At 38.8% G+C, this 26113-nt stretch carries 22 protein-coding genes; 10 read left to right on the top strand and 12 right to left on the bottom strand.

Annotation, left to right across the window (positions count from 1 at the left end):
- Positions 1 to 93: 93 nt before the first annotated feature.
- Positions 94 to 336 carry a putative signal transducing protein gene (locus tag GM418_RS25200; protein ID WP_158870107.1) on the bottom strand — a complete coding sequence of 81 codons (243 nt, stop codon included), beginning with the start codon at positions 334 to 336 and terminating at the stop codon, positions 94 to 96.
- A 198-nt stretch (positions 337 to 534) separates the two neighbouring features.
- Between GM418_RS25200 and GM418_RS25195 the strand changes: the two genes are divergently transcribed.
- From GM418_RS25195 to GM418_RS25185, 3 genes are all read left to right on the top strand, one after another.
- Positions 535 to 1014 (top strand): hypothetical protein, encoded by a 480-nt coding sequence (locus GM418_RS25195; RefSeq protein ID WP_158870105.1) that lies wholly within the window; start codon positions 535 to 537, stop codon positions 1012 to 1014.
- 16 nt (positions 1015 to 1030) lie between these two features.
- Entirely contained in the window at positions 1031 to 1507 is a 477-nt protein-coding gene (locus GM418_RS25190) for a hypothetical protein (RefSeq protein ID WP_158870103.1), read from the top strand.
- Between the two features lie 191 nt (positions 1508 to 1698).
- Positions 1699 to 2268: a nitroreductase family protein gene (locus GM418_RS25185; protein ID WP_158870101.1), complete on the top strand. Its 570-nt coding sequence runs from the start codon at positions 1699 to 1701 to the stop codon at positions 2266 to 2268.
- Positions 2269 to 2282: 14 nt separating this feature from the next.
- Here the strand turns inward: GM418_RS25185 and GM418_RS25180 are convergent, their stop codons facing one another.
- Positions 2283 to 2708: an NUDIX domain-containing protein gene (locus GM418_RS25180; RefSeq protein WP_158870099.1), complete on the bottom strand. Its 426-nt coding sequence runs from the start codon at positions 2706 to 2708 to the stop codon at positions 2283 to 2285.
- Between the two features lie 212 nt (positions 2709 to 2920).
- Positions 2921 to 3721 (bottom strand): C40 family peptidase, encoded by an 801-nt coding sequence (locus GM418_RS25175; protein ID WP_158870097.1) that lies wholly within the window; start codon positions 3719 to 3721, stop codon positions 2921 to 2923.
- A gap of 182 nt (positions 3722 to 3903) precedes the next feature.
- Here GM418_RS25175 and GM418_RS25170 point away from each other — a divergent pair, with 182 nt between their 5' ends.
- Positions 3904 to 5988 carry an HD family phosphohydrolase gene (locus GM418_RS25170; protein WP_158870095.1) on the top strand — a complete coding sequence of 695 codons (2085 nt, stop codon included), beginning with the start codon at positions 3904 to 3906 and terminating at the stop codon, positions 5986 to 5988.
- A gap of 4 nt (positions 5989 to 5992) precedes the next feature.
- On the opposite strand, the gene GM418_RS25165 is transcribed toward GM418_RS25170, so the two are convergent.
- Positions 5993 to 6343 (bottom strand): hypothetical protein, encoded by a 351-nt coding sequence (locus GM418_RS25165; RefSeq protein ID WP_158870093.1) that lies wholly within the window; start codon positions 6341 to 6343, stop codon positions 5993 to 5995.
- Between the two features lie 163 nt (positions 6344 to 6506).
- Between GM418_RS25165 and GM418_RS25160 the strand changes: the two genes are divergently transcribed.
- Positions 6507 to 8075, top strand: a complete 1569-nt coding sequence (locus GM418_RS25160; RefSeq protein ID WP_158870091.1) for a S41 family peptidase — start codon at positions 6507 to 6509, stop codon at positions 8073 to 8075.
- 139 nt (positions 8076 to 8214) lie between these two features.
- Here GM418_RS25160 and GM418_RS25155 read toward each other — a convergent pair whose 3' ends face one another.
- Together GM418_RS25155 and GM418_RS25150 are read right to left on the bottom strand one after the other, a co-directional pair.
- On the bottom strand, positions 8215 to 8913 hold the full coding sequence (locus tag GM418_RS25155; protein WP_158870089.1) for a head GIN domain-containing protein: 699 nt from the start codon (positions 8911 to 8913) through the stop codon (positions 8215 to 8217).
- A 107-nt stretch (positions 8914 to 9020) separates the two neighbouring features.
- On the bottom strand, positions 9021 to 9626 hold the full coding sequence (locus GM418_RS25150) for a hypothetical protein (protein ID WP_158870087.1): 606 nt from the start codon (positions 9624 to 9626) through the stop codon (positions 9021 to 9023).
- A gap of 76 nt (positions 9627 to 9702) precedes the next feature.
- Between GM418_RS25150 and GM418_RS25145 the strand changes: the two genes are divergently transcribed.
- The gene (locus GM418_RS25145) at positions 9703 to 10860 is read left to right on the top strand and encodes an iron-containing alcohol dehydrogenase (RefSeq protein WP_158870085.1); all 1158 of its coding nucleotides are present in this window, start codon (positions 9703 to 9705) and stop codon (positions 10858 to 10860) included.
- A 220-nt stretch (positions 10861 to 11080) separates the two neighbouring features.
- On the opposite strand, the gene GM418_RS25140 is transcribed toward GM418_RS25145, so the two are convergent.
- Positions 11081 to 11890, bottom strand: coding sequence for an aminotransferase class IV (locus GM418_RS25140; protein ID WP_158870083.1), 810 nt, complete (start codon positions 11888 to 11890; stop codon positions 11081 to 11083).
- A 110-nt stretch (positions 11891 to 12000) separates the two neighbouring features.
- Here GM418_RS25140 and GM418_RS25135 point away from each other — a divergent pair, with 110 nt between their 5' ends.
- Positions 12001 to 12513, top strand: coding sequence for a hypothetical protein (locus GM418_RS25135; RefSeq protein ID WP_158870081.1), 513 nt, complete (start codon positions 12001 to 12003; stop codon positions 12511 to 12513).
- 77 nt (positions 12514 to 12590) lie between these two features.
- On the opposite strand, the gene GM418_RS25130 is transcribed toward GM418_RS25135, so the two are convergent.
- Positions 12591 to 13571 carry an alpha/beta hydrolase gene (locus GM418_RS25130; protein WP_158870079.1) on the bottom strand — a complete coding sequence of 327 codons (981 nt, stop codon included), beginning with the start codon at positions 13569 to 13571 and terminating at the stop codon, positions 12591 to 12593.
- Positions 13572 to 13589: 18 nt separating this feature from the next.
- Entirely contained in the window at positions 13590 to 15149 is a 1560-nt protein-coding gene (locus GM418_RS25125; RefSeq protein WP_158870077.1) for a neutral/alkaline non-lysosomal ceramidase N-terminal domain-containing protein, read from the bottom strand.
- Between the two features lie 272 nt (positions 15150 to 15421).
- Here GM418_RS25125 and GM418_RS25120 point away from each other — a divergent pair, with 272 nt between their 5' ends.
- From GM418_RS25120 to GM418_RS25110, 3 genes are read left to right on the top strand one after another with little or no spacing between them, the layout of a single operon-like run.
- Positions 15422 to 16165 (top strand): RraA family protein, encoded by a 744-nt coding sequence (locus tag GM418_RS25120; protein WP_158870075.1) that lies wholly within the window; start codon positions 15422 to 15424, stop codon positions 16163 to 16165.
- A 2-nt stretch (positions 16166 to 16167) separates the two neighbouring features.
- A complete protein-coding gene (locus GM418_RS25115; protein ID WP_158870073.1) occupies positions 16168 to 17355 on the top strand; it encodes a sialidase family protein in 1188 nt (395 codons plus the stop codon).
- A 28-nt stretch (positions 17356 to 17383) separates the two neighbouring features.
- Positions 17384 to 19822: an alpha-glucuronidase family glycosyl hydrolase gene (locus GM418_RS25110; RefSeq protein ID WP_217447596.1), complete on the top strand. Its 2439-nt coding sequence runs from the start codon at positions 17384 to 17386 to the stop codon at positions 19820 to 19822.
- A gap of 1 nt (position 19823) precedes the next feature.
- On the opposite strand, the gene GM418_RS25105 is transcribed toward GM418_RS25110, so the two are convergent.
- From GM418_RS25105 to GM418_RS25095, 3 genes are read right to left on the bottom strand one after another with little or no spacing between them, the layout of a single operon-like run.
- Positions 19824 to 20426, bottom strand: coding sequence for a 3-keto-disaccharide hydrolase (locus GM418_RS25105; RefSeq protein ID WP_158870071.1), 603 nt, complete (start codon positions 20424 to 20426; stop codon positions 19824 to 19826).
- A gap of 31 nt (positions 20427 to 20457) precedes the next feature.
- Complete coding sequence (locus GM418_RS25100; protein WP_158870069.1) at positions 20458 to 23370, bottom strand: GH92 family glycosyl hydrolase; 2913 nt, start codon at positions 23368 to 23370, stop codon at positions 20458 to 20460.
- Positions 23371 to 23387: 17 nt separating this feature from the next.
- Positions 23388 to 26108 (bottom strand): bifunctional YncE family protein/alkaline phosphatase family protein, encoded by a 2721-nt coding sequence (locus GM418_RS25095; protein ID WP_158870067.1) that lies wholly within the window; start codon positions 26106 to 26108, stop codon positions 23388 to 23390.
- Positions 26109 to 26113: the final 5 nt, after the last annotated feature.

Here is a 26113-nt window from a genome sequence, read left to right as displayed (position 1 = left end):
AAGAAAAGTTAGGAGGGCTGAATTTGAGATGTAAGTTACCGGAAGTTTGACAAGGGATTAAACAAAAGAATAACACCGGTAAAATTCAATTTGTTATTTACTTCTGTTAAATTCATTTATTAAATCCAAAGCACTTTCTTTATCGCTTTCCAGAATTTCTACTTCCACAGGCTCAAAACCACCGGGTGAAACCTGCCAGGGAGCTATAGACCCCATTAGCTGATTTTTCAAATTGGCCATAATTCCATTGTCAACAAGAATCTCTTTTACCATTTCCGCGTCAACCGGATTTCCTCTAAAAACAACTATCAAATCTGAATCTGCCTGTTTGCTCATGTTACCAGTTTTGAAAGTAAAGCTATAAAACTATTTTGAGAAAAAACTCTATTTATAAATCTTCTGCGCGTTAAAATTGCGGTTCACATAAAACAATATTATCCATTAATAACCGGTCAAAACAATTAAAAAATTTTCTCCATTCAAAAACGCAACCAATTTGCACTTACGTTCATCATATTACAAAAGTAATTAAAAATGAAGTCTTACATTCCAACGCTGATATTAATGGTTCTTTTGTCTGCTGCTCTTCCCGGATGTAACAAAGACAACCCCGAACCGTTCAAAAATGAGAACCCACCGGTCGTTGAAAGTCAATTTTCGGACTGTAAAAACAATACTAAATCTGCCGGACAAGAGAGTCAATATATATTGCTGGAGGCCGTGAATACAGCTCAACTAAAAATAACATTTATAAATGCCATACTAAATTGTTGTCCGGGAGAAATTGTAACCAACGTTTTTATACAAGACGACATTTTAAAAGTTGTTTTTGTTGAAACTCCTCCAGGAGGATTATGTAACTGTATTTGCCCGTACGATTTGGAGTGTGTTATCGGTGATATGGAAACCCGAAATTACAACATCGAAATTTATGCCGGAGGAGATACCCCCGATGCAAAATTTTCATTTGTCTTTTCTTCTCACTTAAACTTAACATATACTGTTTCAGATTAAACTTAATACACACAAAATGAATAAAAAATTTTCCTGTTATTACCTTGTTTTTTTTCTTTCAATAATTTTCGCCGGATGTAATGAAGAAAAGACAATCCCAGCGGGGAACCAAACCTTAAACATAACAAAGACTTCTGCCAGCGACTGTAAAAATGAAACAAAGTCAACCCAGGAAGAAGCTCAGTATATTGAACTAAGCACTGTGAACGAAAACCAGCTAAAAGTAAATTTTGTAAATGCCGTTTTGAATTGTTGCCCGGGTGAAATTGTTTCAAGTGCATGTATCGAGGACAGTGTTTTAAAGGTAACCTTTGTTGAAACTCCTCCGGGAGGAATATGTGATTGTATTTGTCCCTACGATCTGGAATGTATAATTGATGAAATGGAAAACAGGGAATACGAGATTGAAATCTTTGCCGGATCAAATATTCCCAACGCATCATTCTCTTTTACTTTTTCTTCTGACCTGAGTATGAAATACGATATGAATTAAACACCTGAATATAAAAAACCATTCACCCAACAGCCATCACCATCCAACTTTATACAAACAAATTCTAGAGGAAATTAATGCAGCTGAGCAAAATAGTGTTCTTCTGTTTGTATCTTTATAGCAGCGTGAGAAATTACTGGTTAATAATCTTTTTGCCAAACAAATAAATTGAACCATAAAACACAATCTAAATGAAAACAAACTTATCTCTTTTTGTTATTGCGATGGCTCTTGCATTTCAAACTTTTGGACAGAAAAGCAGCGAAAATACCGTAACAGAAACGATACTTTCGGGTTATTCGGTAAAAGCTTTCTCTTCAGAACCTCTTTCAGAAAAGGCTATTGATTTGATTCTTGAATGCGGAATAAAAGCACCGAGTGCAAGAAACAGCCAATTGTGGAAATTCACCGTGATTTATGAGGAAAACCTCATTTCTCAAATTGTTCGCAATCCGGTTCCCGGCAACGTTCTAATCATTGTTTCCGGCTCTGCATCAACACAGGAAGGAATTAATGTAGATTTTGACTGCGCACTGGCAACTGAGAATATGTATGTGGCAGCTCAGAGCCTGGGGCTTGGCGCTCATATTTACACCGGACCAGTAAGAAATATCAATGCAAAAAAACAGGAGTTTGGTATTCCTGAAGGCTACAGAGCCGTTTCAGCATTAAGAATCGGGCATATCGACGAAAAAGTTGATGCTGCTTCATCAGCATCTCCCAGAAAAGAAAAAGAGGAAATTGTAAATACTTTAAAATAGTTTATTCCTTAATTTCAGGAGGAAAGTTCAAAAAACTCATTCAGAATTTGCTGATGATCAAATCCCAATTCGGGTAAATCATCGATGGGAAACCAGGCGGCATGGGCAGCATCATCGCTGCCTTTTACGGGTTCTTTTTCCTTTAATTCAACTGAATGTACTACTGAAATTGTACGGTGACGCGGATCACGATCGATGGCGTCGTAAGTTTTAAACTGCGTTATTTTTTCAACTTTCAATCCGGTTTCTTCTTCCAGTTCACGGATGCATGCCTGTTCCAGTGTTTCATCCATTTCGATAAAACCACCCGGAAGCGCCCATTTATTTTTGAAAGGTTCTCTTCCTCGTTCAATCAATAAAACAAAAGTTGAGTTTTTTTCCCTGACAAAAACAATTGCATCGGTAGTTAAAGCTGCGCGCGGATATTGATAAGTATACATAAATTCTGGTATTTTTTGATTAAGTGAGTGAGTTAACGGGGAACGAGGCAAAATAATAATTCCTTTTAAACATTTAATTTATTTTTAATGAAAGTGACGACTGCAAATGGAAACCAACACGAAACACAGCAAACTAATTTTTCTTTCCTGTCCTCCAATGTTTTACTACCAGGTAGACGACAGCAATTACAATTACAATATAAATCAACAGTTTAACTCGTTCCATTTGACTGGATTATTTTTTTCATTACACGCATTTTATGGGTATAACGTTTCGTATCTACATTAAAAATTCCAAATTGATCAACATTGTCGATACGCACTTTCCCTGATGCGTGAATAATTTTGTTCCTTTTCCAAATAATACCTACATGAACAATATTTCCCTCTTCGTCATCAAAAAAAGCAAGGTCTCCTGGTTCCGCTTCATCGACAAAACTAAGCGCCATCCCATGTTTTACCTGCTCACCGGCATCGCGCGGAATTTTTATTCCAATCATTTTATAAATCACCTGGGTAAATCCACTGCAATCGATACCAAACGGCGATCTCCCTCCCCACAAATAGGGAGCATTAAAATATTTCAGTGCTTGTTTTATGGCAATATTCCGGGGATCCTTTAACTCGCCATAGAACACTTCACCATTTAGTTTATATTTTTCTTTATTTACTGAAAACTCTTTTTTATAAGGCCTCCACACAGGTAAAGTGCTTCCGGCTGTTAACATCAGGTTTTGTTCTTCGTTCACCGGAATAATGGCAAAAATATCACCGGTAACCGCAAACGGGCTTCTTTCAATTTTATTCCATGTTCTTGGGGTAAGCGGCGTTATCATTTTGCTGTCTATCCAGCCTTCATAACCATCGTATGCCAGTTTTATATTTGACCACCCCACCATTTGTTCTCTGATTTCAAAATGTTCTCCATACAAAATCTGAGTCACCATTTCGCTTTTTTCTGAAGGCTCTTTTCTGACCGGAATAATACTAAGACTGGAAATACCGTAGTTCATCAAAATAATTTGTTAATTTTATTTTGTAAAACAAAATGTGTTGCTTTACCCGATTATTCACAAAACTATGAAAAATTAGAGTCGGAAAAACGTGGTGTTTAACATTTTTCTACATTCTTTTTTCACAAATGAATAATGCGTTTTGTGATTATTAACTTTGTTTGAAATAACTGTACGCTAATATGAGTAAATTTCACGAACGATTAATGAAATATACCAGAGTTCTTTACTGGCTGTTTGTTTTCCTGATTGCCGCTGTATTGCTGTTTTTAATTTTGCCGGGAGAGCCTAAATTCAAGTACGAATATCAAAAAGGATTTCCCTGGAGACATGATAATTTGGTTGCCCCTTTTGATTTTGCTATCTCAAAAACTCCAAAAGAAATTGAAGATGAGAAAGCGGAGCAATTAAAAGCAGTTGTTCCCTATTTTAGCTTTGATACCGCCGTTGTGAATCAAAAAATCAACGAACTGAGAACCAGTTTTAACCCAACCGGGGATTCAATTCAGGATGAAAAAGAGGAAGTATTCCAAATACTTTCAGACAAGTTGAAAACAATTTATACAAATGGCATTTTACAGCACTCTTCTGCAAGTTATGACGAACTCTTGGGCAAAACGGAAATAAGGAAACGAACGGGGACCCTGGTTTCAAAAATTTCAACAGACAAAGTTTATTCAGAAAAAACAGCATATAACGAGTTTTATAATGAAATTGAAAATATAAAAGAAAGATATCCGGAATTAAACGAGTGGTTAAGTGACATTATCATTGAAAACTACATCACCACTAATTTAATTTACGATGCAACAACTACGCAAAAGGAAATAGATGAAATTACTCAAAATATATCGCCCACACGTGGTATGGTTCAAATGGGTGAACGAATTATTTTGCAGGGAGAGATTGTTACCGGTGAAAAATACCAGATTCTGGAATCGCTGAAAGCCAGTTACGAAAAGGAACGGGGAAAAGGATTTGATCGTTACACGGTTTCTGTAGGCAAAATTATCCTGATCCTTTCGCTTTTAGGATTGATATTTACTTTTCTATATATATACCGACGCGACACGCTGGATGGTTTCCGAAGACTGTTGTTTCTTATATTGTTTATGGTAAGTATGGTATTTTTGGCCAGCTTTTTTAACTCTTTCCCCAATCTTCATATTTACCTGGTTCCCCTGGCTATTTTTCCGATTGTTGTGCGAACATTTTTTGATTCCAGAACCGCTATTTTTATGCTTATCATAACTACACTTCTTATTGGTTTTTATGCGCCAAATAATTACGAATTTATCCTTCTGCAGGTCACTGCAGGTGTAGTAGCTGTTTTTAGCCTTAACAAAATGCACAGACGAGTTCACCTTGTAATGGCAACCATTTGGGTTTTTCTCACTTATTTACTGGTGTACTCCGCTCTGAACCTGATTCACGAAGGAACATTTATCGCTTATAACTACCAAATGCTGCAGTGGTTTGCGTTAAGCAGCCTGCTTATTCTTCTGGTTTATCCGTTGATTTATATTTTTGAAAAACTTTTTGGTTTTATCTCCGACGTTACATTGATTGAACTTTCAGACAGTAACCAACCCTTGTTACGTAAACTTGCAGAAGAAGCACCCGGTACATTTCAACATTCAATGCAAATAGCTAATTTGGCTGAAGAAGTTATCCTGAAAATCGGAGGCAATCCGTTTTTGGTTCGTGCCGGATCGTTGTACCATGACATAGGGAAAATTGCGAAGCCAACTTTTTTTATTGAAAATCAGGCTGTGGGAATGAATCCTCACGACCGGATGGACTATAAACAAAGTGCAGAAATAATTATCGACCACGTTAGAAACGGGGTAAGAATGGCAAAAAAACACAAGCTACCTGAGTCACTCGTTGAATTTATTGCCACCCACCACGGTACAACAAAAGCCAAATATTTCTATTTAAAACACCAGCAGGAACATCCGGATGAAAAAGTGGATGAAGATACATTTATATACCCCGGTCCGCTTCCGATAAGTAAAGAAGCAGCCGTGGTCATGTTGGTTGACGGTATTGAAGCAGCTTCCAGAAGCTTGAAAGAAAAAACACTGGAGAATTTACGAGGACTTATCAATAATATGATTGATCAGAAAATTGCCGACAAACAATTGGATCACTCGAAATTAACCTTTAACGATATAAATATCATAAAAGCGACACTTCTGGAAAAACTGATAAACATTTATCATATTCGGATTGAATATCCTAAAGAAGAGGAAAAAAAAGCCTGATTTTTTAGTAATACACCATATCCTTTCTGTTAATATTGTTCAACAGATGCACATCTCTTTTCCCTTCGAGATGAAATATCAACTGATCGGGCTTATCAACATGTTGCGTTGGAACGGAAATCCGTGATTTTCCTGAAGATAATATTGCAGTGAGGGACTGAACTCCCTTTTTGTTTGCGGTGATACGAACCGGTAACATCACGTTTCTGAAAACAATGGAATCAAAATGAACTTCAGCATTGATATTTTTTAGCTTTATTTCAACTGTAGTTCCGCGCTCTTCTTCATCAACTGCCCATGAAAAATAGGATGCATCAGAAATTTCAAATGGCACATTTATTGCTTTTTTCTGCAATGTACATCTCACATTTAAAATTACTAACGTTATTAGTAATACGATTGAAAAATAGTTGTGTCGCATATTAAGTTGACTTTATAAAAAATGATTGTACAATTAGTTTGCCAGTTTTAGCAAGTTTTTTTTCTAATTTTGAAAATTATTAATTTAACCCATGGTCATGAAAAGAATTTTGTTTTGGAACGTTTCGCTGATTTTAGTCCTAGCTTTATTTGTTGCAGGTTGTTCAAAAGATGATCCTATTCCGGAACCGGATCCGATTGATAATGAAGAAGAAATACCGGAAGCTGATGAAGTTAATAAATTTATCTGGGAAGGACTGGCAACATACTATTATTGGGTAAGTAATGTATCAAATCTTGTAAATACCGATTTCGAAGATGACGATAGTTTGAATGCATTTTTAAATACATACACCGACCCGGAAGAACTTTTTTACGATTTACTATATGAGTACGGAACCGTTGATAAGTGGTCATTTATCGTTGATAATTCACAGGAAATTGACAACTGGCTTACCGGAATTTCCGAGTCAATGGGATTTGATTTTATGCTGAGTTACTACGAAGACAACAGCAATAATATATTTGGATATGTACGGTATGTTTTAAAAGGCTCCCCTGCGGATCTGGCCGGAATAAAACGTGGTGATTTTTTCCTTACCGTAAACGGAACACAACTGACTTCCTTAAATTACCAGGAATTGTTGTTCACGCAGCAGACTTACTCGCTTGGTATGGCTAAATACGAAAACAACACATTTTCAGGGAACGGAATTGAACATACGATGACTGCTGTAGAGTTGCAGGAATACCCTATTTTACTGGATACTGTTTATAATGTGGGTGGATTAAATGTGGGTTATCTCGTATACAACGGATTTACTTCTGCTTACGACAAAACACTGAATAATTCATACGATATTCTTCTTAACAGTACTATTTCAAAATTGAAAGACCAGGGAATTGAGAAACTAATTATCGATTTAAGATATAACGGAGGAGGGTCAGTGCAAACATCCATGTATTTGGCAAGTATGATATACGGTACCAATACCAGTCAGGTTTTTGCCAAATATAAATACAACAATTTGCTTCAAAACTACTTTAGGGACGAATACGGAGGAGATTATTTCAACTACTATTTTTCTGATGTAATTTTAGAACAAGATTGGGATCTGGAAGATGCCGAAGGAAATTTTATCCAAACAGTTACAACGCCTGAAACGCCGATAGTGAGTTTAGACCTTAACGAACTGTATGTCATAACATCGTCAAACACTGCTTCAGCCAGCGAGTTGCTTATTAACGGCTTATCAGCATATATTGATGTTATACAAATTGGCACAAATACCACAGGGAAAAATGTGGGGTCTTTTACCATCAGAGACTGGATCGATGATAATAATGTTAATCCCAATCACAGCTGGGCAATGCAACCTATTACGCTAAAAATTGCAAATTCAAATGGATATTCAGATTTCTCGGATGGATTGGTTCCGGATATCAGCGGGCAGGAAAGTGTTTTGAATTTAAAACAATTGGGCGATAAAGATGAAACTCTTTTAAAACTTACGCTTAACTATATTGAGGGGAATAGCACAAAATCAGCTGTCGGTGATGATGGAATCTCATTCAGAAGATTTAAAAGCTCAAAAGATTTTTTACGTTTTGGCAAAGAAATGTACGTTGAACCTGAAATGGTACCCACCCGGGAGATGATCAAATAAATTGATTTTTTCAAAAATTTAACAATAAAAAACGAGAGGCTACTTCAACAAGTAGCCTCTTTTACTAAACCTAAACCAAACCATAAGAAATAATTTACCGGCTATCGAAAAGCCGGTGAAAAGATTATAATAAATTAAATCAATTGCTCGTTACACTGCCCAAACCTTCAATATCTTTTGTTACTTCCGGGTGTCCGCGGTATTTTATTTTTCCTACGCCTTCAATTTTAGCATATAAATTGTCGGTAGCATAAACACTGCCCGTTCCGACTCCTTCAACTTTAAATGTTACATCTTTGGTCTTTAATTCGCTGGCATCAATATGTCCGGCACCGGAAACATGAACATCCAAAGTCTCTGCTACTCCGCTTAGTTCAAATAGAACGCCACCTTCTCCAATAATTTCAACATCTTCCGCTTTCATATCGAGTTCTATTTTTGCACCACCTTCCACATGCATCGAAAAATCATTTAAATCAAGGTAACCTTTGGTTTTCAGTTTTACGCCACCTTCAATATCAACTCTTTCCAATTCTTTGAAGGTGATGTAAAGATTAATTCTGTCGAAATTAAAATGATCCCTGTCTATTTTAAGCCTTAACGATTCTGTGCTGTTACCAATTTTCAGATAATCAAAAACATCATCATCGGATGCTCTTACCAAAAGTGAATTTTCGTCTCCCTGAATAAGAAAAACACGATAACCACCCTCCAATTTTATTTCATTAAAATCGCTTAATTCGTAAGTTCTCGATTCCCAATTATCATCATTTTGGGCATAACCTACGTTGGAAAAAACAACTAAAATAAATGCGGATATTAAACCGAAAAGTTTCATAGCTTTTTAATTTTTACGTTTTCAAATGTAATCGTGCTTGTCTAATTATCGATTCTTATTTCGATAAACAGAGGTAAATAATAGACGAACAATAGAATTCAATTATTTTATGACTTCGGTTTTTTTGTTGCATGCAATTTCATAAGGTACAAAAGTCCGTAAATTGTCAGACCATAAATAGTGGCAACAATAAACAAGTCCATAAAAATAAATGACTTTAATTTCAAAAAAATCCTGAAAATATAAACGGCAGCAATAACAAGAAAAATTAAAAACAAACGCAGAGTACCTGGTTTCACCTCCCGAATTGTTTGTGCCGCGAGAGCCATCCATAAAATGCCGACAACAATTACAATTCCACCTTCTGTCTGTTGCCCTTCATTTATTTTTATAAGGCCAAATATTAGGGGGATAATTCCTGCGATAAAAAGCCCGCGTGAAATACTCCTGCTGATTTTCTTCTTCTGAGTATCGTCATCTATTTCCGGGAAAAAAGATTTTTTCAAAGGCTTTACCCGATATTCCATCTGTAATAAATCATCCTCTGTATTTATCAAATTTCTCTTTAAGGCTTCGTTAATGGCTAAACGGGCGGCATCGGGCTGATAATGATTTCTTTTTTTTAAAATTTCCAGAATCTCCTCATCACTATATTCCGGAATTTGCGCAACAAAATCCGGTTTCTCTTTATTAACCTTTGATTTTTCCCTCATTTTAGGATAAATTTATCATCAAATATTAAGTTTTTAAAAGAAACACAAAATAACGTAACAACTAAAAGTTTTTGATATGAATAATTTTGAATACAAAAATCCTGTAAAAATTATTTTTGGAAAAGGAACAATTCCTTCTGTAAAAAAAGAAATACCTGAAAATGCAAAAATATTGATGACCTTTGGTGGGGGAAGTATAAAAAAGAACGGTGTTTATAAGCAGATAAAAGAAGCACTGAACGGCTTTGATTTTTTTGAATTTGGAGGAATTGAACCAAATCCGCATTACGAAACCTGTATGAAAGCCATCGAGTTGGCAAAGAAAGAAAACATAACTTTTCTGTTGTCTGTTGGCGGTGGTTCAGTACTTGATGCTACAAAATTTATTGCCGCCGGGGCATTGTACGACGGTGATCCCTGGGATTTTCTTTCACAAAGGTATATTGTAAATGTTGAAAAAGCATTGCCGATTGGAGCCGTGCTTACACTACCGGCAACCGGTTCGGAAATGAACGGAAATTCGGTGATTACCAAAGCTGCAACACAGGAAAAAATGGCTTTTGGCTCACCGGAAGTCATGCCTCAATTTTCTGTTCTTGATCCGGAATGTGTTTTTTCTTTACCCGACAGACAGGTGGCAAACGGAGTAGTTGATGCTTTCGTACACGTACTTGAACAATATCTAACTTACCCTGTAAACTCTCCGATACAGGATCGTTTTGCGGAAAGCATTTTAACTACACTTATTGAAGAAGGCCCAAAAGTTCTTGCTGACAGAAATGACTACAATGCAGCTGCCAACTTTATGTGGAGTGCTACTATGGCGCTAAATGGCTTGATTGCAACTGGAGTGCCACAGGACTGGGCAACACACATGATTGGGCATGAGCTAACTGCATTTCACGGGATAGACCACGGACGCACACTGGCCATCGTACTTCCCGGAATGATGAATGTAAAACGGGAAAATAAAAAAGACAAAATTCTGCAATACGGTGAACGTATCTGGGGCGTTTCGTCAGGTAACGACGATGAAAAAATAAACAAAGCAATAGAAAAAACGATCGGTTTTTTTGAATCGCTTGGTGTGCCTACCACGCTTCCGGAATATGATGTTCCTGAAAAAACCATTGGAAAAATTACCACCCGGTTTCAGGAAAGGAAAAGTAAACTGGGAGAAAAAGCAGATATTGACTACGAACAAGTGGGCGAAATTTTAAAAGACAGACTTTAAGTTATTGATATAAAATGAGGTCGTCCAAAAAGTCATTTCATAATGGAATTAACTTACAATTTGTAAGTAACAGCTCTGTTTCTTACCCCTAAATCCCCTGTAGGGGACTTTAAGCCTCCCTTTTTAGGGGAGGTTTGGAGGGGTAAAACGAAAGCCGGTTATAAAATGAAAGTTTCATTTCAATTTATTTTACTTTTGGGACAACCTCATTTGTTGAAAACTATCGGTTTTTCTTATCTGAAATATAACGCATTATCAAAGATTCGTAACTCTCAATAAGTTTGGTTACTACACTATTTTGAGTATTGTAAAAGAAGGCTTCTATTTTATTAACCGGCAATATTTTGGGCGAAGTTCCGCTTAGAAAAACGGCATCAAACGAACTTATATCCCTGAGCAAAATATCTTCTTCTGAATATTTCAGATCGTTTTTAATCGCCAGTTCAAGCACTTTTTGACGCGTAATTCCCAAAAGAACTTCGCTGGCGGGAGGAGTAAACAAAGAATTATCTTTGACAAAAAATACGTTACTTCGACTCCCTTCGGTAATTCTTGCTTCCCCGTCTACAAGCAGAACTTCATAAAAACCATTTTCTTCAATAAGCTGATTTGCCTGCTGTCTGACGGTCGTCTGAAAAACTTTAGCATTCGGATTTTCCCTTTCAGCTTTTAAAATCCCACATGAAACCCCGTTTTTTATCATTTCAGGTGTAGGGTAATTATGCGCAATAAAAAATGCCTTAAGATTATTTTTACAGGAAATCAGAATATTCCCTTTCTTAACTTTATTGTATTCAATTAGCTGGTTCAATAAATTTTCAATCTGAATTTCATTAAAACGAATTGATTTCCCGGCAATTCCGGATGAAGCATAAAATCTGTCCAAATGGTCTTCCAGAAACAAGGGAATTCCGTCAACAACTCTTAGAACTTCATAAATGCCGCCTTCATTCTCTGAAGGGACAAAAGATGAAACCTGCTGAATGGAATCGTTAAACACAAAAAAATCGTGGAGCGGTAAAAGTGCCATATCTATTGTTTTGTGGTAAATTTATTGTTTTGTTTTTAAAAGCATTTTTAATTGTGTATAAAATTCCTGTTCCTATAACATTTAATGTGCATAAACATCATTTCCGTTTTTTGAAACAGCAGATAAAAAAATGGAAGACAGAAGAATGGAATGTCGTTGAAAAGGAGATGCTTTTTCTCGGAGAAAATTTGTTCGATTTTTATATCGGGAGCTTAAGCGAAGAAAATATTTGTCAGGAAATCGTTGCATTTTGCAGGGAAACAAACATTACCGATTTTAGCAGGTTCAAATTGTGGCTGGGAAGCGCTAAGTACCGGAAAATAGATTTAAGCGATTCTTCCCGGTGGATTATTAAACAAAGCATTAATCCCCAAAGATACATTCACATTCACCCGGCAAAATATTCCTGTCATTCCATGCGAATTCGCGCTACAACTTTAAAAACTGTTGTAGCACTGCAAATTCAAAACATCAGTATTCAGGAAAATATGCAAAACAATTTAGAGCAGGTGAACAGAATTCGTAAAAACTATCTGCAACTTTCACCGGTAAAATCGTTAAGCCACAACAAGGGAATTTTTAAAATCTGGCGTCTGTTTGAGGATAGTTCAGGACCGAAATGAAGATCTTCTTGTCAGATTTTATTGAATAGAAATTGGATTTATTTCGGATAGCCTCTGTTTATTATTTTTAGTTCACTTTATTTTACATATTGCTCAAAAAACGCATCCATTTTTTTCTGCATGTATTTATTCGGACGAACAGCCATATCCATTGCATGCGGCCAAAGTGGTAAGCGGTAGTACTCATTTGCGACTCCGAGCCGATCCAACCTTGTGTGTAAAGTATCCGACTGGCCGGGAGGAAGAAGATTATCTGAAGTTCCCTGCAAAATAAGCGTAGGGGGCAAATCTTTGTTTAGGTATTTTGCCGGCGATGCCTCCCAAAACAATTCAGATTTTTTATTGTAAGGGTGACCTATAAAACCAGTAACCAGGGGTTGTGTTTGGGCATATGGAGTAGTCATATCAACCGGTCCGTAAATATCTACAATAGCTTTTACATTGTGTTTGGGAGCCTGTTTTCTTTTTCGCGGATTCTCCCAACCATAAGCAGCCAACATTGCTAAATGTGCGCCAGCCGATCCACCAACCAAAGCAACTCGCGAGGTATCATAACCCCATTTGTCTCCATTTTGAAAGAGAAAATCCACCGCATCTATCACATCTTCAACCGCCGCAGGATAAATACTATCCTTTTTTAAACGGTAAGAAATTGTAGCGGTCACATACCCTTTTTGGGCGTAGTCGAGCAAATAAATCAAGTAATCCTGCCGTTTGCCGCTTCTCCAACCTCCCCCATGAATAAAAATCAACAGCGGTGCTTTTTCTTCCAAATCCTTTTGTTTAAAAACATCAAGCTGCAAAGATTTCCCTTTTACAGTCTTGTATTCAATATTCTTGAAAGCTTCAATTTCTTCCGGAACTTCCGGCTCCATATCAACAAGCTTTTCCAGCCCTACGCCAATCGCCAAATAATCCAGAATCTCAAAATGGTAACCAATGGGTGCTTTTTCAGGAAAAAGAAAGCCAATAGCTCTTGGAGTAAACATTAAAACAATAAAAGCGGCAAGAAAGACCAGAAATATTTTTAGTAGCTGATTTAACACCCTTTTAGCCATTATTTGCGACTTTTTGATTTACATTTCTTTTAATTCCAACAACATCTCAGAGATGTTTTTATGTAAAAGAGGCGCCGTTTCTTTGCCCAGTGAATTCTCTTCGCCGTAGGGAGAATTGTCTTTTCCGTAAGTAAAAGGAGCTTTTACATCCCACTGGCTCCGGGGGATAATGTATCCGATTTCATCGTTCGCCAAACCAAAAACAAACTTGTATTCTCCACCCATCATTTCGCGAATTGGCGGTTCCTCAACAGGCTGAATTCCAAAATCGTTTCCTTCAGGACTTTCTACACCTCCATTTACAATCTCCGGATAAATTTCACCTGGAATTGTGACAAAAGACACAGGCCCGATTTTAAAAACCGAAAGTTCAGAACGCATTTTCATCCACCCGTTTGTTCCCCTGTCCATCACACCAAGCGCAGTAGCCAGCTTAAATAGATTATTTTCAATGGGCAGTGAAATCGTTCGAACCAACAGCGAAATACTTGCTGAATCGATAGTAGTTGCAGGCTTATTCATTGCATTTAGGGCCAGTAACGACAACTGTTTTCCTTCAGCCGCAGCTTTTTCAAACGAAGGCTCGGCAAACTCTTCTCCGGTAAACGGATCTTTTACGACAAGAGAAGGATGAGTGCACATTAATCCTCCAACCGCTCCGTTTATGTAGACACAAACACCTCCTACCCCGGCTTTTATTAAACTGTCGTTATAAAAAACACCTTTCTCAATACCTTCGCGTACAAAATGCGGAAAATCAGATGAAATCAATAAGTTCTTACTCCACAAAGTTTCCGGATGATTTCCCCACGACACAAGTGTTCCAAGTACATTTTCATTTTCCTTGTCAATTGCTTTTATCAGTCGGAGGCCTGAATCAAAAACTTCAGGTTTACGTGTATCCTTTACCAGCGGAATGGCTCCTGTCAAATCTTCTGAAATTTCCAACCTGGCGGGCCTTAATTTTTGAGCTGCGGTAACAACCGACTTTACAATCTGACTTTTTACAAACTTCATGTACTCCTCATCCACACCACACTTGAACGGCGACTCCCCCCATAACCCGAGTAGATCGGGTCCTTCATGCGTATGTGTTGATGTAATTATGGTATATGTAATTCCAGCCTCTTCCGGTATCATTTTCCGCACATCAATAACATCGTCGTTCATAAAACCAATGGCGTCTAGCGCAACAATAGCCAACCTTGTTTTTCCATCGTCAACAACAAATGTGCGAGCCCAGATATCGTCGTGTACCCCGTTTGCTGGTTTTTTATTACTGAAACCGGCAATCCAAACCGCATCAAAAACACCATTTCCATTTTTATCAGTAAAAGTATCTCCGTCTTTAGGGTTGTATTTTGCGTCACCATTTTTATCCTCCCAACGGTCCGGAACCTCTGGTGTAACAGAAATTGCTGCAAAACCAGCTTTTAATTGCAAATCATCAGAACCATCTACTTTCAAATTAGCGGAGTAAACGGGATGACGATCTTTCAAGTTCAAATAACTCCGAACCAAGAACACAATCACAATCACCAAAAATAAAACACCTACTATTTTTATTATCCTTTTCATAGCGACGAACTTCTATTTTTCTGAATTCATTAAAACTCCAATTAAAATAACAATAATGAATCAAATTATCATTCATCAATCTTATTCAAAGCACATTAAATTTTATCGTTTTTCACCCTGTTACGTTTTAATTGCATCAAATTAACAAATAATCATGTATTTCTCATAAAATTCCAGAAGCATTAAAAGGCAGAAATCTTTAAGTTTATAATTCAAGGCAGAAATGTAATCGTTTCTATTTTGTACTAACTTTAAAAAGCACTAATCCAATTATGATTCCACATTCAGAACTATTGAAATTAAAACGTTGGAACACACCAACCATCTACAACGGGTGGGAGCAACTCACAAAATCGGATGCCGGAAAAGAAGGATTCAACCTGGAGGAAAGCACTGATTTTATGCCACAAATGGGTCCAATGGCAGGGTATGCAATTACGCTCGTTATTGAGCCGGGAAATCCGGTTCATCAAAAAACAAATACGGATGTATGGAGTGATTACAGAGCATATGTAGCTTCAGTTCCGGGGCCCAAAATTGTTGTTGTTCAGGATTTGGACAAACCCAATACCTTTGGATCTTTCTGGGGAGAAGTAAACAGTAATGTACATCGGACTTTAGGATGTGTAGGCACCATTACCGATGGCAGTATCCGCGACGTGGACGAAATGACAAACGCCGGATTTAAAGCCTTGGCCAAACGTTTGTCTGTAGGTCATGCCTATTCAACGCCCGTCAGATGGAATTGCGAGGTTGAAGTTTTTGGCCGCAAAGTAAAACCGGGGCAACTTATTCATGCCGACAAACATGGTTTTCTTGTTATCCCTGAAGAAGATGAACAAAACCTGCTGGAAGCAGCTATTTTTATGGATAACAACGAATGCAATACGGTGATTGCAGCAGCACGAAATGCAGACGGAAAAACGAACAGTGAAATTTTGAAAGATATAAATAAGGCTTCATCTCTTTTTAAAAAAGCAGTAAAAGAAAAGTTTGGAAGTAAAGGAGAGTGGTAAAAATGAAATATTTAAAATTGATATACTTTGTACTACTTGCGTTGTTGATTTCAGACGCTTTCGGGCAGGAACCGGGCGCAAAAATCCAACATGTAAAAGTTTATTATGAACCCGGGCGGTTTGGTGGCTGGCCGGCAAACAACGGCATCTGGAGCTGGGAAAATGAAATCCTGGTCGGTTTTGCAAGAGGCTACCACAAAAATCTGGGGCAACACATGCACAATATCGATAGGGAAAAACCGGAGGAACACATGTTTGCACGGTCATTTGATGGTGGCAAAACGTGGACCATTGAAGCTCCCGGTAAAGAAGGGGTAATGATTGCGCGAGGCAGTTCATTGCATGGTACTGAACCCGATCCTGAACATATGAAATCCGTTTCCAAACTGAACAAACCGATGGACTTTTCGAATCCCGGATTTGTGCTAAAGTTCTGGATGTTGAACATGAACCACGGCCCTTCAATATTTTATTATTCATACGATAAAGGACATACATGGAAAGGACCATTTAGTCTGGAGGTTGATGGAAATAAAAAGATTGCCGCACGTATTGATTATATGGTTGAAGACTACAACAGTTGTGTGGCTTTTTTAACTGCATCAAAATCAAACGATCAGGAAGGTCGGGTTTTTGTTGCTCGAACGGATGACGGAGGGCTTTCCTGGCAGCTGGTTTCCTATGTGGGCGACGAACCGGAAAAAGGCTTCAGAATTATGCCATCAACCGTGCGACTTTCTGAAAATGAATTGCTTCTGACCTCAAGGGTAAGAAGCGAGACGACAGACTACTTTGAATTGTCAGAAAAAGAGCGGAAAAACAGCCGTTATATTGATTCGTGGTTAAGCAAGGACAACGGGAAAAGCTGGAGCTATTTGGGAAAACCGGTAGATGATACGGGCGAAGGAAACCCTCCCAGCCTGATAAAACTAAAAGACGGACGCCTTTGTCTGACCTACGGCTATCGTGAAAAACCTTACAGTATTTGTGCAAAACTGAGTACCGACGGGGGCCAAACCTGGAGCAAACCAATTGTATTACGAACAAACGGTTCAGGAAGAGACATAGGCTATGTGCGAAGTGTGCAGCGACCAGATGGAAAGGTGGTTACTGTTTATTATTTTGAGGATTCGGCACAACCCGAACGCTTTATCGAATGCGCAATATGGAATCCAAAATTATATAACTGATTTTGTGAAACAATTATTACTGAAAACAATGATGATGAATTTCAAGAATAAAAAATGGTTGATTCTTTTTAGCCTGATTTTCTTTGGGTTAGCTAAAGGATTCTCACAAACAATTGATCTGACTGATGCCCAAATCATATGTTTTGAAAAAAATGACAGGCATGTTTTAAAAGCGCTCTCTGTTTTGCAGGAAGAAGTGGACAAAAGATGCGGTATCGAATTCTCTGTCAGCCGAAAATGGAAAAAATCGGAAAACTCAATTATTGCCGTTGGCCTGGAAGAACAAATTGAAAAGTTTCCTGAAGAATATCAAAAATTGATTTCTTCGATACCTTCAACAAAAAATGAAGGATACAAAATTGTTGTGCCTAAATCATCAAAAACAGTTTTAATTGTTGGAAAAGACGCACGTGGAGTTTTATATGGAATCGGTAAATTTTTGCGCCAACTTGAAATACAGAAAGGTAAAATTTCAGTTTCTGCTGATTTAAATATTTCATCATCGCCGGCCTACCCTATTCGCGGACACCAGTTGGGATACCGACCAAAAACTAATGCATACGATGCCTGGACACCAAAAATGTATGACCAGTATATTCGGGACCTTGCGGTTTTTGGTGCCAACAGTATCGAAATAATGCCACCGCGCACCGACGACGACTTCACCAGTGTGCATATGAAAATGCCTGCAATTGATATGATTGCAGAACAATCAAGAATTTGCGATTCTTATGGAATGGATGTTTGGATGTGGTATCCCAATATGGGAAGTGACTATATGCATCCTGACTCAATAAAAAAAGAACTCGATGAACGACAAGAAGTTTTTAAAGCTGTTTCCCGACTTGACCATCTTTTTGTTCCTGGCGGCGATCCCGGGGATCTGGAACCCGACGTACTTTTCAGTTGGCTGGCAAAGGAAGCAGAAATTTTACACCAATATCATCCCTCCGCGAAAATTTGGGTTTCACCTCAGGTTTTCAGGCCAACACAGGAATGGTTTGATTCATTTTATTCACATGTAAACAAAAAATACTCGTGGTTCGGAGGTGTGGTTTTTGGCCCGTGGATTAAAACACCAATTGCTGAAATCAGGAAAATTATCGGCCCGGATATTCCTGTCCGCCGTTACCCTGATATTACACACAGTTTAAGCTCCCAATACCCGGTTCCTCAATGGGATTTGGCCTACGCAATCACATTGGGCCGTGAATGTATAAATCCAAGACCACATGATGAAAAAACAATTCATAACGCTTTTGATGAATTTGCACAGGGAAGTATCAGTTATTCCGAAGGCACAAACGATGATGTAAATAAATTTATATGGAGCGAGCTCGACTGGAATCCGGAAACACCGGAAATTGAAATATTACGCGAATACTCCCGCTATTTTATCAGCTCAGAGTACAGCGAAGAAATTGCGCAGGCTTTTATGGCGCTGGAACAAAATATCCAGGGGCCGTTATTAACAAATGATGGTGTGCCTGTAACTTTTCAGCAATGGGCAGCATTGGAACAAAAAGTACCTGAAACGGCAATGCAAAACTTTCGTTTTCAAATGGGGCTATTGCGGGCTTACTTTGATTATTACGAATTTCGCCGGCTGATTTCTGAAACTGAACTGGAACAACACGCACGTGAAATAATAAGCAGCGCAGAAAAAACAGGAACTACCGAAGCCATCGAACAGGCAACAGAAATGTTATATCATGCAAAAAAATCAGCGGTATACCCTGAAATCAGAGAACGCTGTTTTGCACTTGCCGATTCACTTTTTAAAAGTATTGGAGCACAACTAACCGTGAAAAAACATCATGCAATGGATGGCCGCGGTAACTTTATCGACAACATCGACCTGCCTTTAAATGATGCAATGTGGATGCTCGATCAGTTGGAAACGATAAAGAAACTACCCGGTGAAACAGAAAGACTTCATGCCTTGGAAAAAATGCTTCATCGTACAGATCCCGGCCCCGGCGGATTTTATGACGATTTTGGCTCGCCGGGAAGCCGGAGAAGAGTAATTTCCAATATTTCGTGGGAAAAAGATCCCGGGAATTTGACTTCGCCGCGTGTAAGTTTTGGTGTAGGTCTTCGTGGAGAAGAATGGGTACATCAGGTAACAGCCAAAGGATTTGAAGGAAAATCGTCTCCAATGGCATGGATGAACCAAGTTACAACATTGTATGATCAGCCGTTAAAAATACGGTACGATAATCTCGACAAGAAAAGCAGTTATACAATTAGAGTAGCCTACACCGGACGGTTTCGTTCAAAAATAAAAATGACGGCTGATGACTTTGTGGTGCATGAACTAATACAAACCGGTATTCAACCTGTTTACGAATTTCCTGTTCCGCAAAAGGCACTTTCCGATGGAAAAGTTACTTTCGGATGGACCTGCGGAGAAGGAGAACGAGGTTCTCAAGTTTCTGAGATTTGGTTGATTCGAAATAAAAAATAATCTATTCCTGACTTAAATCTCGGTAATATAAATCTTTTGCTTCGATAACCATTCCCGGATTGTGCATCTGTATAGCAAAATGCCCCTGTTTGTATTCGTCATCATCATAAGTCATTACCGGCTGGTCGTTAATCCAGAATTCAATATGGCTTCCCACTGCTTTAATCCGATAATCAAACCATTCGCCATCTTTTGTAAGATTTGCCGTTGCTTCACCCGTGGGTGTACCAGGTTTCCATAACCATCCCGTGTGGGCTTTCTGTGTATGACAAATTTGTGCTTCGTAACCTCTTGGAAAACCATCAGGGTTATCCACAGGAGGGTTGGCCCGAAAATATAGCCCGCTGTTAGCATCTCTGCCTGTACTGTAAATTTTAAATTTACCTTTTACTTCAAAATCAGCAAGTACAGGATCGGCATAAATATGCCCGAAGTCAGCTTCACCTTTTAAAACGCCGTTTTCTACTGTCCAGGCAGCGTCTCCCCGAACGGTCCAGCCATCAAGGTTTTCACCGTTAAAAAAAGATTGCCATTTGGGTTCATCGCTGCAACTTTCTGTTAAAAAAAATGCTATAACAGCAAGAAAAAATAATGTACGTTTCATAAGTACCGATTTTAGAATTAATTGTAGATTTTTAATGAAACAAAACACCGGCGGGTATTTCCTGCATTTCAAAATCAGGTCCCTGCCAGCTTATTATATTGAATTTCTTTGCCCCCAGCTGAAAATATTTTTCATCAATTTTGTATTTTCCTTTTCGTAAAGCAATAGTCTTAAAACCGCCACGCAAGAACTCTTTTCCATCCAGGTACAAGGTACATTTATCGTTTACTTTTATTGAAAATGTATAAATACCGTCTTTCGAAACATGCAGATATCCAGAATAAATATACCCAAAATAATCCTCCCGCTTGCGCTGTTTTATAGTAAAATTTTGAATTATACCTGTTTCAAGCGGAATTAGCTTTTCAAGGTCATTTTCTTCCATTACATGTGCATGATAGTATTTGTATTCGATACCTTTTCGAAAAATCTTTTCACCTTCATAATTTTTATAATCTTCAAATTCCAGTTTACTCAGTTTTACCGATACCGGAGCACTTGGTAATATGCCGTCCTTATAGCTTGCAAACCTCAAATTTGTTGTTTCATACACCTCAACAGGTGAGCTATAAAGATTCGATTTATTGGTTGGCCGGCTTCCATCGGTTGTGTAATAAATTTTGGCATCCTTGTCGTTGCAGCCTAAGGTTACCGAGGCTTCGTGTAAAAAGTACTCATCATTGGTAGTAGCGAAAGGCAATTCAACAGCTGTTTTATAATCCTCACTTACCGGTCGGTCTTCCGATGCTGCTCCCCAATTTTTATTCGGCGAGGCTCCCATTTCAAACACCAGTTTTGAACCATTTAAAATATCGTTATGCGTAAACCATGATTTTGTGTAAGGATTTCCATCCAGGGACACAGCTTGAACATACTTGTTTTCGGCAGAAATATTTTTTGCCAGTATTATAAAGTCCTTTCCATTTTCGAGATGAATGGTTACTTTATCAAAAACAGGGCTTCCTATCACATAATCTGGTGTTCCCGGACAAACCTGGTAAAATCCCATCGCACTTAATATATACCATGCCGACATCTGACCACAGTCCTCATTTCCACTCAATCCGTTGGGTTTGTCATCGTACATGGTATCCAGAATCCGCCGAACCATCGATTGTGTTTTCCAGGGAGCACCGGCGTAATTATACAAATATGCCATGTGGTGACTTGGTTCGTTTCCATGAGCATACTGGCCAATCAGACCGGTTGCATCAATTGCACCTTCGTCGTGAATAGATTCTTTGGTAAAGAGTGTGTCCATCCAGGCAATAAACTTTTCATCTCCGCCAATCAAATCAATTAAGCCGTTTATATCCTGAGGGGCAAATAAACTATATTGGTAAGAATTTCCCTCTACAAAATGTTCGCTTCCTTCTGCCGGATCAAAAGGCGTTATCCATGATCCATCTGAATTTTTTGGTCGCATAAAACCAGTGGAAGAATCAAACAGATTTCTATAAAACTGAGATCGGTAAATGTAATCCTGAAAATCGTCCTCTTTATTCAGCGATTTTGCCATATGCGCCACGGCCCACTCGTTGTATGCATACTCCATTGTCATGGAAACAGAACCTCCTACTTTATCTGCCGGAATAAATCCCAAATCATTAAAATAAGGAATGCTTTCCACCCGCTTTTTCATAGCTTCCAAAGCCAGTTCAGCATCGAAATCGCGGATTCCTTTTTTGTAACCATCCAAAATGACTGAATGTGTATGATAACCAATCATCACACCTGTATAATTTCCGGCTAACTCCCATTGAGGCAGCCTGCCACCAATACGATACATTTCGAGAAATGTTTTAATCCATTCATTGTAGCGTGCAGGATCAATAATCGTGTATAATGGCATATTGGCACGAAAGGTATCCCAAAGTGAAAAAACCGTGTAATTGTCGAATCCTTCGGCTTTATGAATTTGATGATCCACACCGCGATATCTGCGGTCAACATCCATAAAAATATTGGGGGCAATGGCCGTATGATACAAACCACTGTAAAAAATCCTGCGTTCTTTTTCAGTCCCACCTTCTACTTCAATCTTCGATAAAAAAGTATTCCACTCCTCTTTTGCCTTGTCAACTACTTTTTCAAAATCCCAGCCCGGATTTTCAGCTTCCAAATTCTTTTTGGCACCTTCAATATCCACAGCTGAAATACCAACTTTTACCAGAATTTGCTCATCCTTTTTTGTATCAAATTGTACAAAAGCCCTGATGTTCTGACCATTAGATTTTTTAATTCCATCAACAATAGTATCGTTTAATGCAATACCATACGTACGAAACGGCTTTGAAAATTTTGCATAAAAATAGACGAACTGCTCAGTTGCCCAACGGCGGGATTTACGTAAACCCTGAATTTCGGTATCGCTGATGATTTCGATATTGGATGTGAGCACATGGTCGCGGTTTTTTAAATCGATGATAATGTTTGCGCTGTTTGATTGCGGAAAGGTATAACGCTGCATACTTGATCGCGTTGTCGAAGTCATTTCTGCCAGTACATTATAATCATCGAGCAAAACACTGTAATAACCAGGGGAAGCTTTTTCATTCTTATGACTAAAAGCAGAACGATATCCCGTTTTTGAATCATTTTCGTCTCCGGGAAGAATTTGCACTTCACCAACCGTTGGCATAAAAAGCACATCACAATATTCCGGAGCTCCTGTTCCGCTAAGGTGTGTCTGGCTGAATCCCATAATGGTTTTATCGGAATAATGATACCCCGAGGATCCGTCCCAATCTTCCCTCCGTGTATCGGGGCTCACCTGCACCATTCCAAAAGGAAGCGTTGCTCCCGGAAAAGTATGTCCGTGGCCTCCGGTTCCAATCATTGGATCAACTAAAACAGTATAATCATTCTGCTTCAACTTTGCAGTACCACAACTAAAAAAGAAGATACAAATTAAAACCAGGTTAGTTAGTTTAGTAAAATTCATAATTCGTGGCAAAAAAATCATTTCTCAGCATTATTTTTCATAAAATCTTCCCGTGCATCCTCCACATCATCCATATCCGGCCCTTGTTCTATTTTTCGCCAATCAATGGTCCTGTGGTATTTTTTCATCGAAAGCTCAGCATCGTACATCCGTTCATCATGACGTTCCAGGGTATATGGAGTAAAGTCAGGTTCGTCCGTAAAAAAGTCCTGCAACAAAGATGCTGTCAAATCAAAATGATTGACATAAGGCACATTCAGAATGTTATATATGGTTTTCAGTATTGCCCCAAAATTAGCATGGGTATGTGACACATAACCTTTTTTCACATATGGGCCAGCCATCATCAAAACTGAACGGTGTGCGTCAACATGATCAACTCCACCTTGTGGATCATCTTCGGTGATAATAACCAGCATATCTTTCCAGTATTCAGTTCTTGAAAGAAAGTGCAAGATGCGGCCAACAGCCAGATCGTTATCTACCATATACGACTGGCGGTAAGGATACCCCTGTTCAGGATCAGGTCCGGTACCGTGATCATTCGGAATCATAACCGTAACCAGTGGCGGCATTTCATCGTTGCTGTCAATCCAAAGTCTTGTAAATTCTTTTTCAAACTGATCCATCCGGTACTGATCCGGAATATTCATATTATAGCCCGGATAATCGTGGCTGGTCCGGTAAAACAATGCCTTTTGCATTGGAATCATTACTCCGTGTGCTGCCCCTGTATTAACGTCATACCACTCTTCACGTTCATGACCGCTTTCGTTGGCCTGACCAAAGTTGTAAAACTCAACACCCTGCCGTTCCATAGCTTCCCATATTCCACCAATTTCAGCATAATCTTCCGGGTCAACACTCCCAATGGTTTTTGGAAACCGACGGCCTTCCGCTTTCGAAAAAGGCATTGCTTCTTTGCTTGTTGCTGCATTTGCTTCCACCCATTCATTTGGGATTACCCCTACCAGCCAGTGATGGCCATGTACCGAAGCATCACTGTCGCAATAATAATTATCGGAGTATGAAAATTGTCTGGCAGCTTTTATGTGGTTAGGTGCAATTCTTAAGTTCGGAAACATTGGTTTCATCGAATCAGGTAACGTATAGGTATTATTGATACCATAGCGAGCAAGTGTACTATCGCCCCGTCCTCCTTTTAACTGGCCAAAAACCTCGTCATATGTCCTGTTTTCCTTTGTAATATAAACGATGTGTTTAATCGGACTTTGGCGTAATCCCGGCAACGCAGGAAGCGGGTTTTTCCCGTCGTCCTCCACAGTAGTTTCAATAAAAGTATTATCAATACATTGTTTTGTATATTTTGCCAATTCTTCCGCATCGGGAACTTTTACTTTCTGAAAACTCCCCAACTGAATAGAACTAACTGATGCACCTTGAATTGGTGGGACAAAACCATCTCCTCCGTTTGGCCCTGCTCCCCAACCCCGGCAAGTAATAATGTACAATTCTTTCTCATCATCAGATAACTCAACACGTGTTGGCCCCCAACCGGAAGGAATCAATCCTTTTGTGGTTTTTGTGGGAATATCGATAACAGCCACAGCGTTAAATCCGAGAAGCGCTACGTACAACGTTTTTTCATCTTTGCTCATCGTAATTCCAAAAGGAATAAGGCCTCGAATTTTATCGATTCGTTCGTCCACCTGTATTGGAATGCGGCCCACCATTTCCTGTGTTGTATGGTCTATAATGGCAATATTATCATTTGTGGCATTGGTTACATATGCATACTGTTTTCCAACGGCAATTGAATTCGGGCTTGCTCCTCCGACAACCTCCGCATCCTCAACTGTTTCACCAATTAAATAACCTGTTTTGAATTTGTTAATTACTTCGTTTTTTTCCAAATCGATTGTAAACACACTCATGGCATCGGGATGATTGGGGCTGCCCAAGCCTGGAATCACTTTTCCTTCCACAATTGTTCCTTCCCTTGATTCATGCGTATTTTCACCGTACGGATGATGAGAAATCCGCGAAGCTTCATAGGTTTCGGGTGTCACACCTTCGACCAATGGATAAGAATAAACGCCAACATTGGCCACAAATGCCTGCTTTTTATCGGGGCTAATTGCCACGCCAAAAGGTTGCCGTCCAACTTTAACCGAAGCTGTGACTTTTTTTGTATTTAAATCGATTCGAACCAATCGAAAGTTTCCGCGATCAAGAACGAGTAATTCATTGTTATCCGGATTCAGCATTAAATCCGAAGTAAAACTATCCTGATAATCTTCCCCGTTTATTTTACCATTCAAAGAAACGGCGCCAACCTTTTTATACTTTTCAATGTCGTAAATTACCACATCGCCCTTATCTCCTCCACTCAAATAAACATGCTTTGAATCGGGAGAAAAAGCCACGCCCAAAAATGAGCCGCGGGTAAGTGGAGAAGGGACTTTTTGGTCGTAACTCGGAATTCGTTGAGAAGACAAGTCTGCCAGGTTTATAATTGTAATTACACCGTCGTGCAAAGTAACCGCCTTTTTACCATCGGGAGAGATGGCCATTCCATACGGATCGTTGGTAATGGGAATCACGTCACCAGCCGGAGTAACATAACGCCCGCTGGGCAAAACAGTAACACCTGCTTTGTCTATTTTGCAATACTCTTCTTTTCCGGGAACCTGTAAAATTTTTACCGTTTTTACCGATCTGCTGCAGCCAATTAAAAGCACAACAAAAAGGGTTGAAATGATAATCTTAGAATTCATCGTTG

Source organism: Maribellus comscasis (assembly GCF_009762775.1).
GTDB classification, from domain to species: domain Bacteria; phylum Bacteroidota; class Bacteroidia; order Bacteroidales; family Prolixibacteraceae; genus Draconibacterium; species Draconibacterium comscasis.
This window is presented reverse-complemented; position numbering and strand designations above follow the sequence as displayed.

Excerpts from the sequence above, each read along its gene's own strand:
- GM418_RS25130 (WP_158870079.1), bottom strand. The coding sequence starts at position 13,571 with ATGGCTAAAAGGGTGTTAAATCAGCTACTAAAAATATTTCTGGTCTTT.
- GM418_RS25190 (WP_158870103.1), top strand. The coding sequence starts at position 1,031 with ATGAATAAAAAATTTTCCTGTTATTACCTTGTTTTTTTTCTTTCAATA.
- GM418_RS25105 (WP_158870071.1), bottom strand. The coding sequence starts at position 20,426 with ATGAAACGTACATTATTTTTTCTTGCTGTTATAGCATTTTTTTTAACA.
- GM418_RS25100 (WP_158870069.1), bottom strand. The coding sequence starts at position 23,370 with ATGAATTTTACTAAACTAACTAACCTGGTTTTAATTTGTATCTTCTTT.
- GM418_RS25175 (WP_158870097.1), bottom strand. The coding sequence starts at position 3,721 with ATGAACTACGGTATTTCCAGTCTTAGTATTATTCCGGTCAGAAAAGAG.
- GM418_RS25200 (WP_158870107.1), bottom strand. The coding sequence starts at position 336 with ATGAGCAAACAGGCAGATTCAGATTTGATAGTTGTTTTTAGAGGAAAT.
- GM418_RS25195 (WP_158870105.1), top strand. The coding sequence starts at position 535 with ATGAAGTCTTACATTCCAACGCTGATATTAATGGTTCTTTTGTCTGCT.
- GM418_RS25185 (WP_158870101.1), top strand. The coding sequence starts at position 1,699 with ATGAAAACAAACTTATCTCTTTTTGTTATTGCGATGGCTCTTGCATTT.
- GM418_RS25155 (WP_158870089.1), bottom strand. The coding sequence starts at position 8,913 with ATGAAACTTTTCGGTTTAATATCCGCATTTATTTTAGTTGTTTTTTCC.
- GM418_RS25140 (WP_158870083.1), bottom strand. The coding sequence starts at position 11,890 with ATGGCACTTTTACCGCTCCACGATTTTTTTGTGTTTAACGATTCCATT.
- GM418_RS25095 (WP_158870067.1), bottom strand. The coding sequence starts at position 26,108 with ATGAATTCTAAGATTATCATTTCAACCCTTTTTGTTGTGCTTTTAATT.
- GM418_RS25160 (WP_158870091.1), top strand. The coding sequence starts at position 6,507 with ATGAAAAGAATTTTGTTTTGGAACGTTTCGCTGATTTTAGTCCTAGCT.
- GM418_RS25120 (WP_158870075.1), top strand. The coding sequence starts at position 15,422 with ATGATTCCACATTCAGAACTATTGAAATTAAAACGTTGGAACACACCA.
- GM418_RS25125 (WP_158870077.1), bottom strand. The coding sequence starts at position 15,149 with ATGAAAAGGATAATAAAAATAGTAGGTGTTTTATTTTTGGTGATTGTG.
- GM418_RS25115 (WP_158870073.1), top strand. The coding sequence starts at position 16,168 with ATGAAATATTTAAAATTGATATACTTTGTACTACTTGCGTTGTTGATT.
- GM418_RS25180 (WP_158870099.1), bottom strand. The coding sequence starts at position 2,708 with ATGTATACTTATCAATATCCGCGCGCAGCTTTAACTACCGATGCAATT.
- GM418_RS25170 (WP_158870095.1), top strand. The coding sequence starts at position 3,904 with ATGAGTAAATTTCACGAACGATTAATGAAATATACCAGAGTTCTTTAC.
- GM418_RS25150 (WP_158870087.1), bottom strand. The coding sequence starts at position 9,626 with ATGAGGGAAAAATCAAAGGTTAATAAAGAGAAACCGGATTTTGTTGCG.
- GM418_RS25145 (WP_158870085.1), top strand. The coding sequence starts at position 9,703 with ATGAATAATTTTGAATACAAAAATCCTGTAAAAATTATTTTTGGAAAA.
- GM418_RS25110 (WP_217447596.1), top strand. The coding sequence starts at position 17,384 with ATGATGATGAATTTCAAGAATAAAAAATGGTTGATTCTTTTTAGCCTG.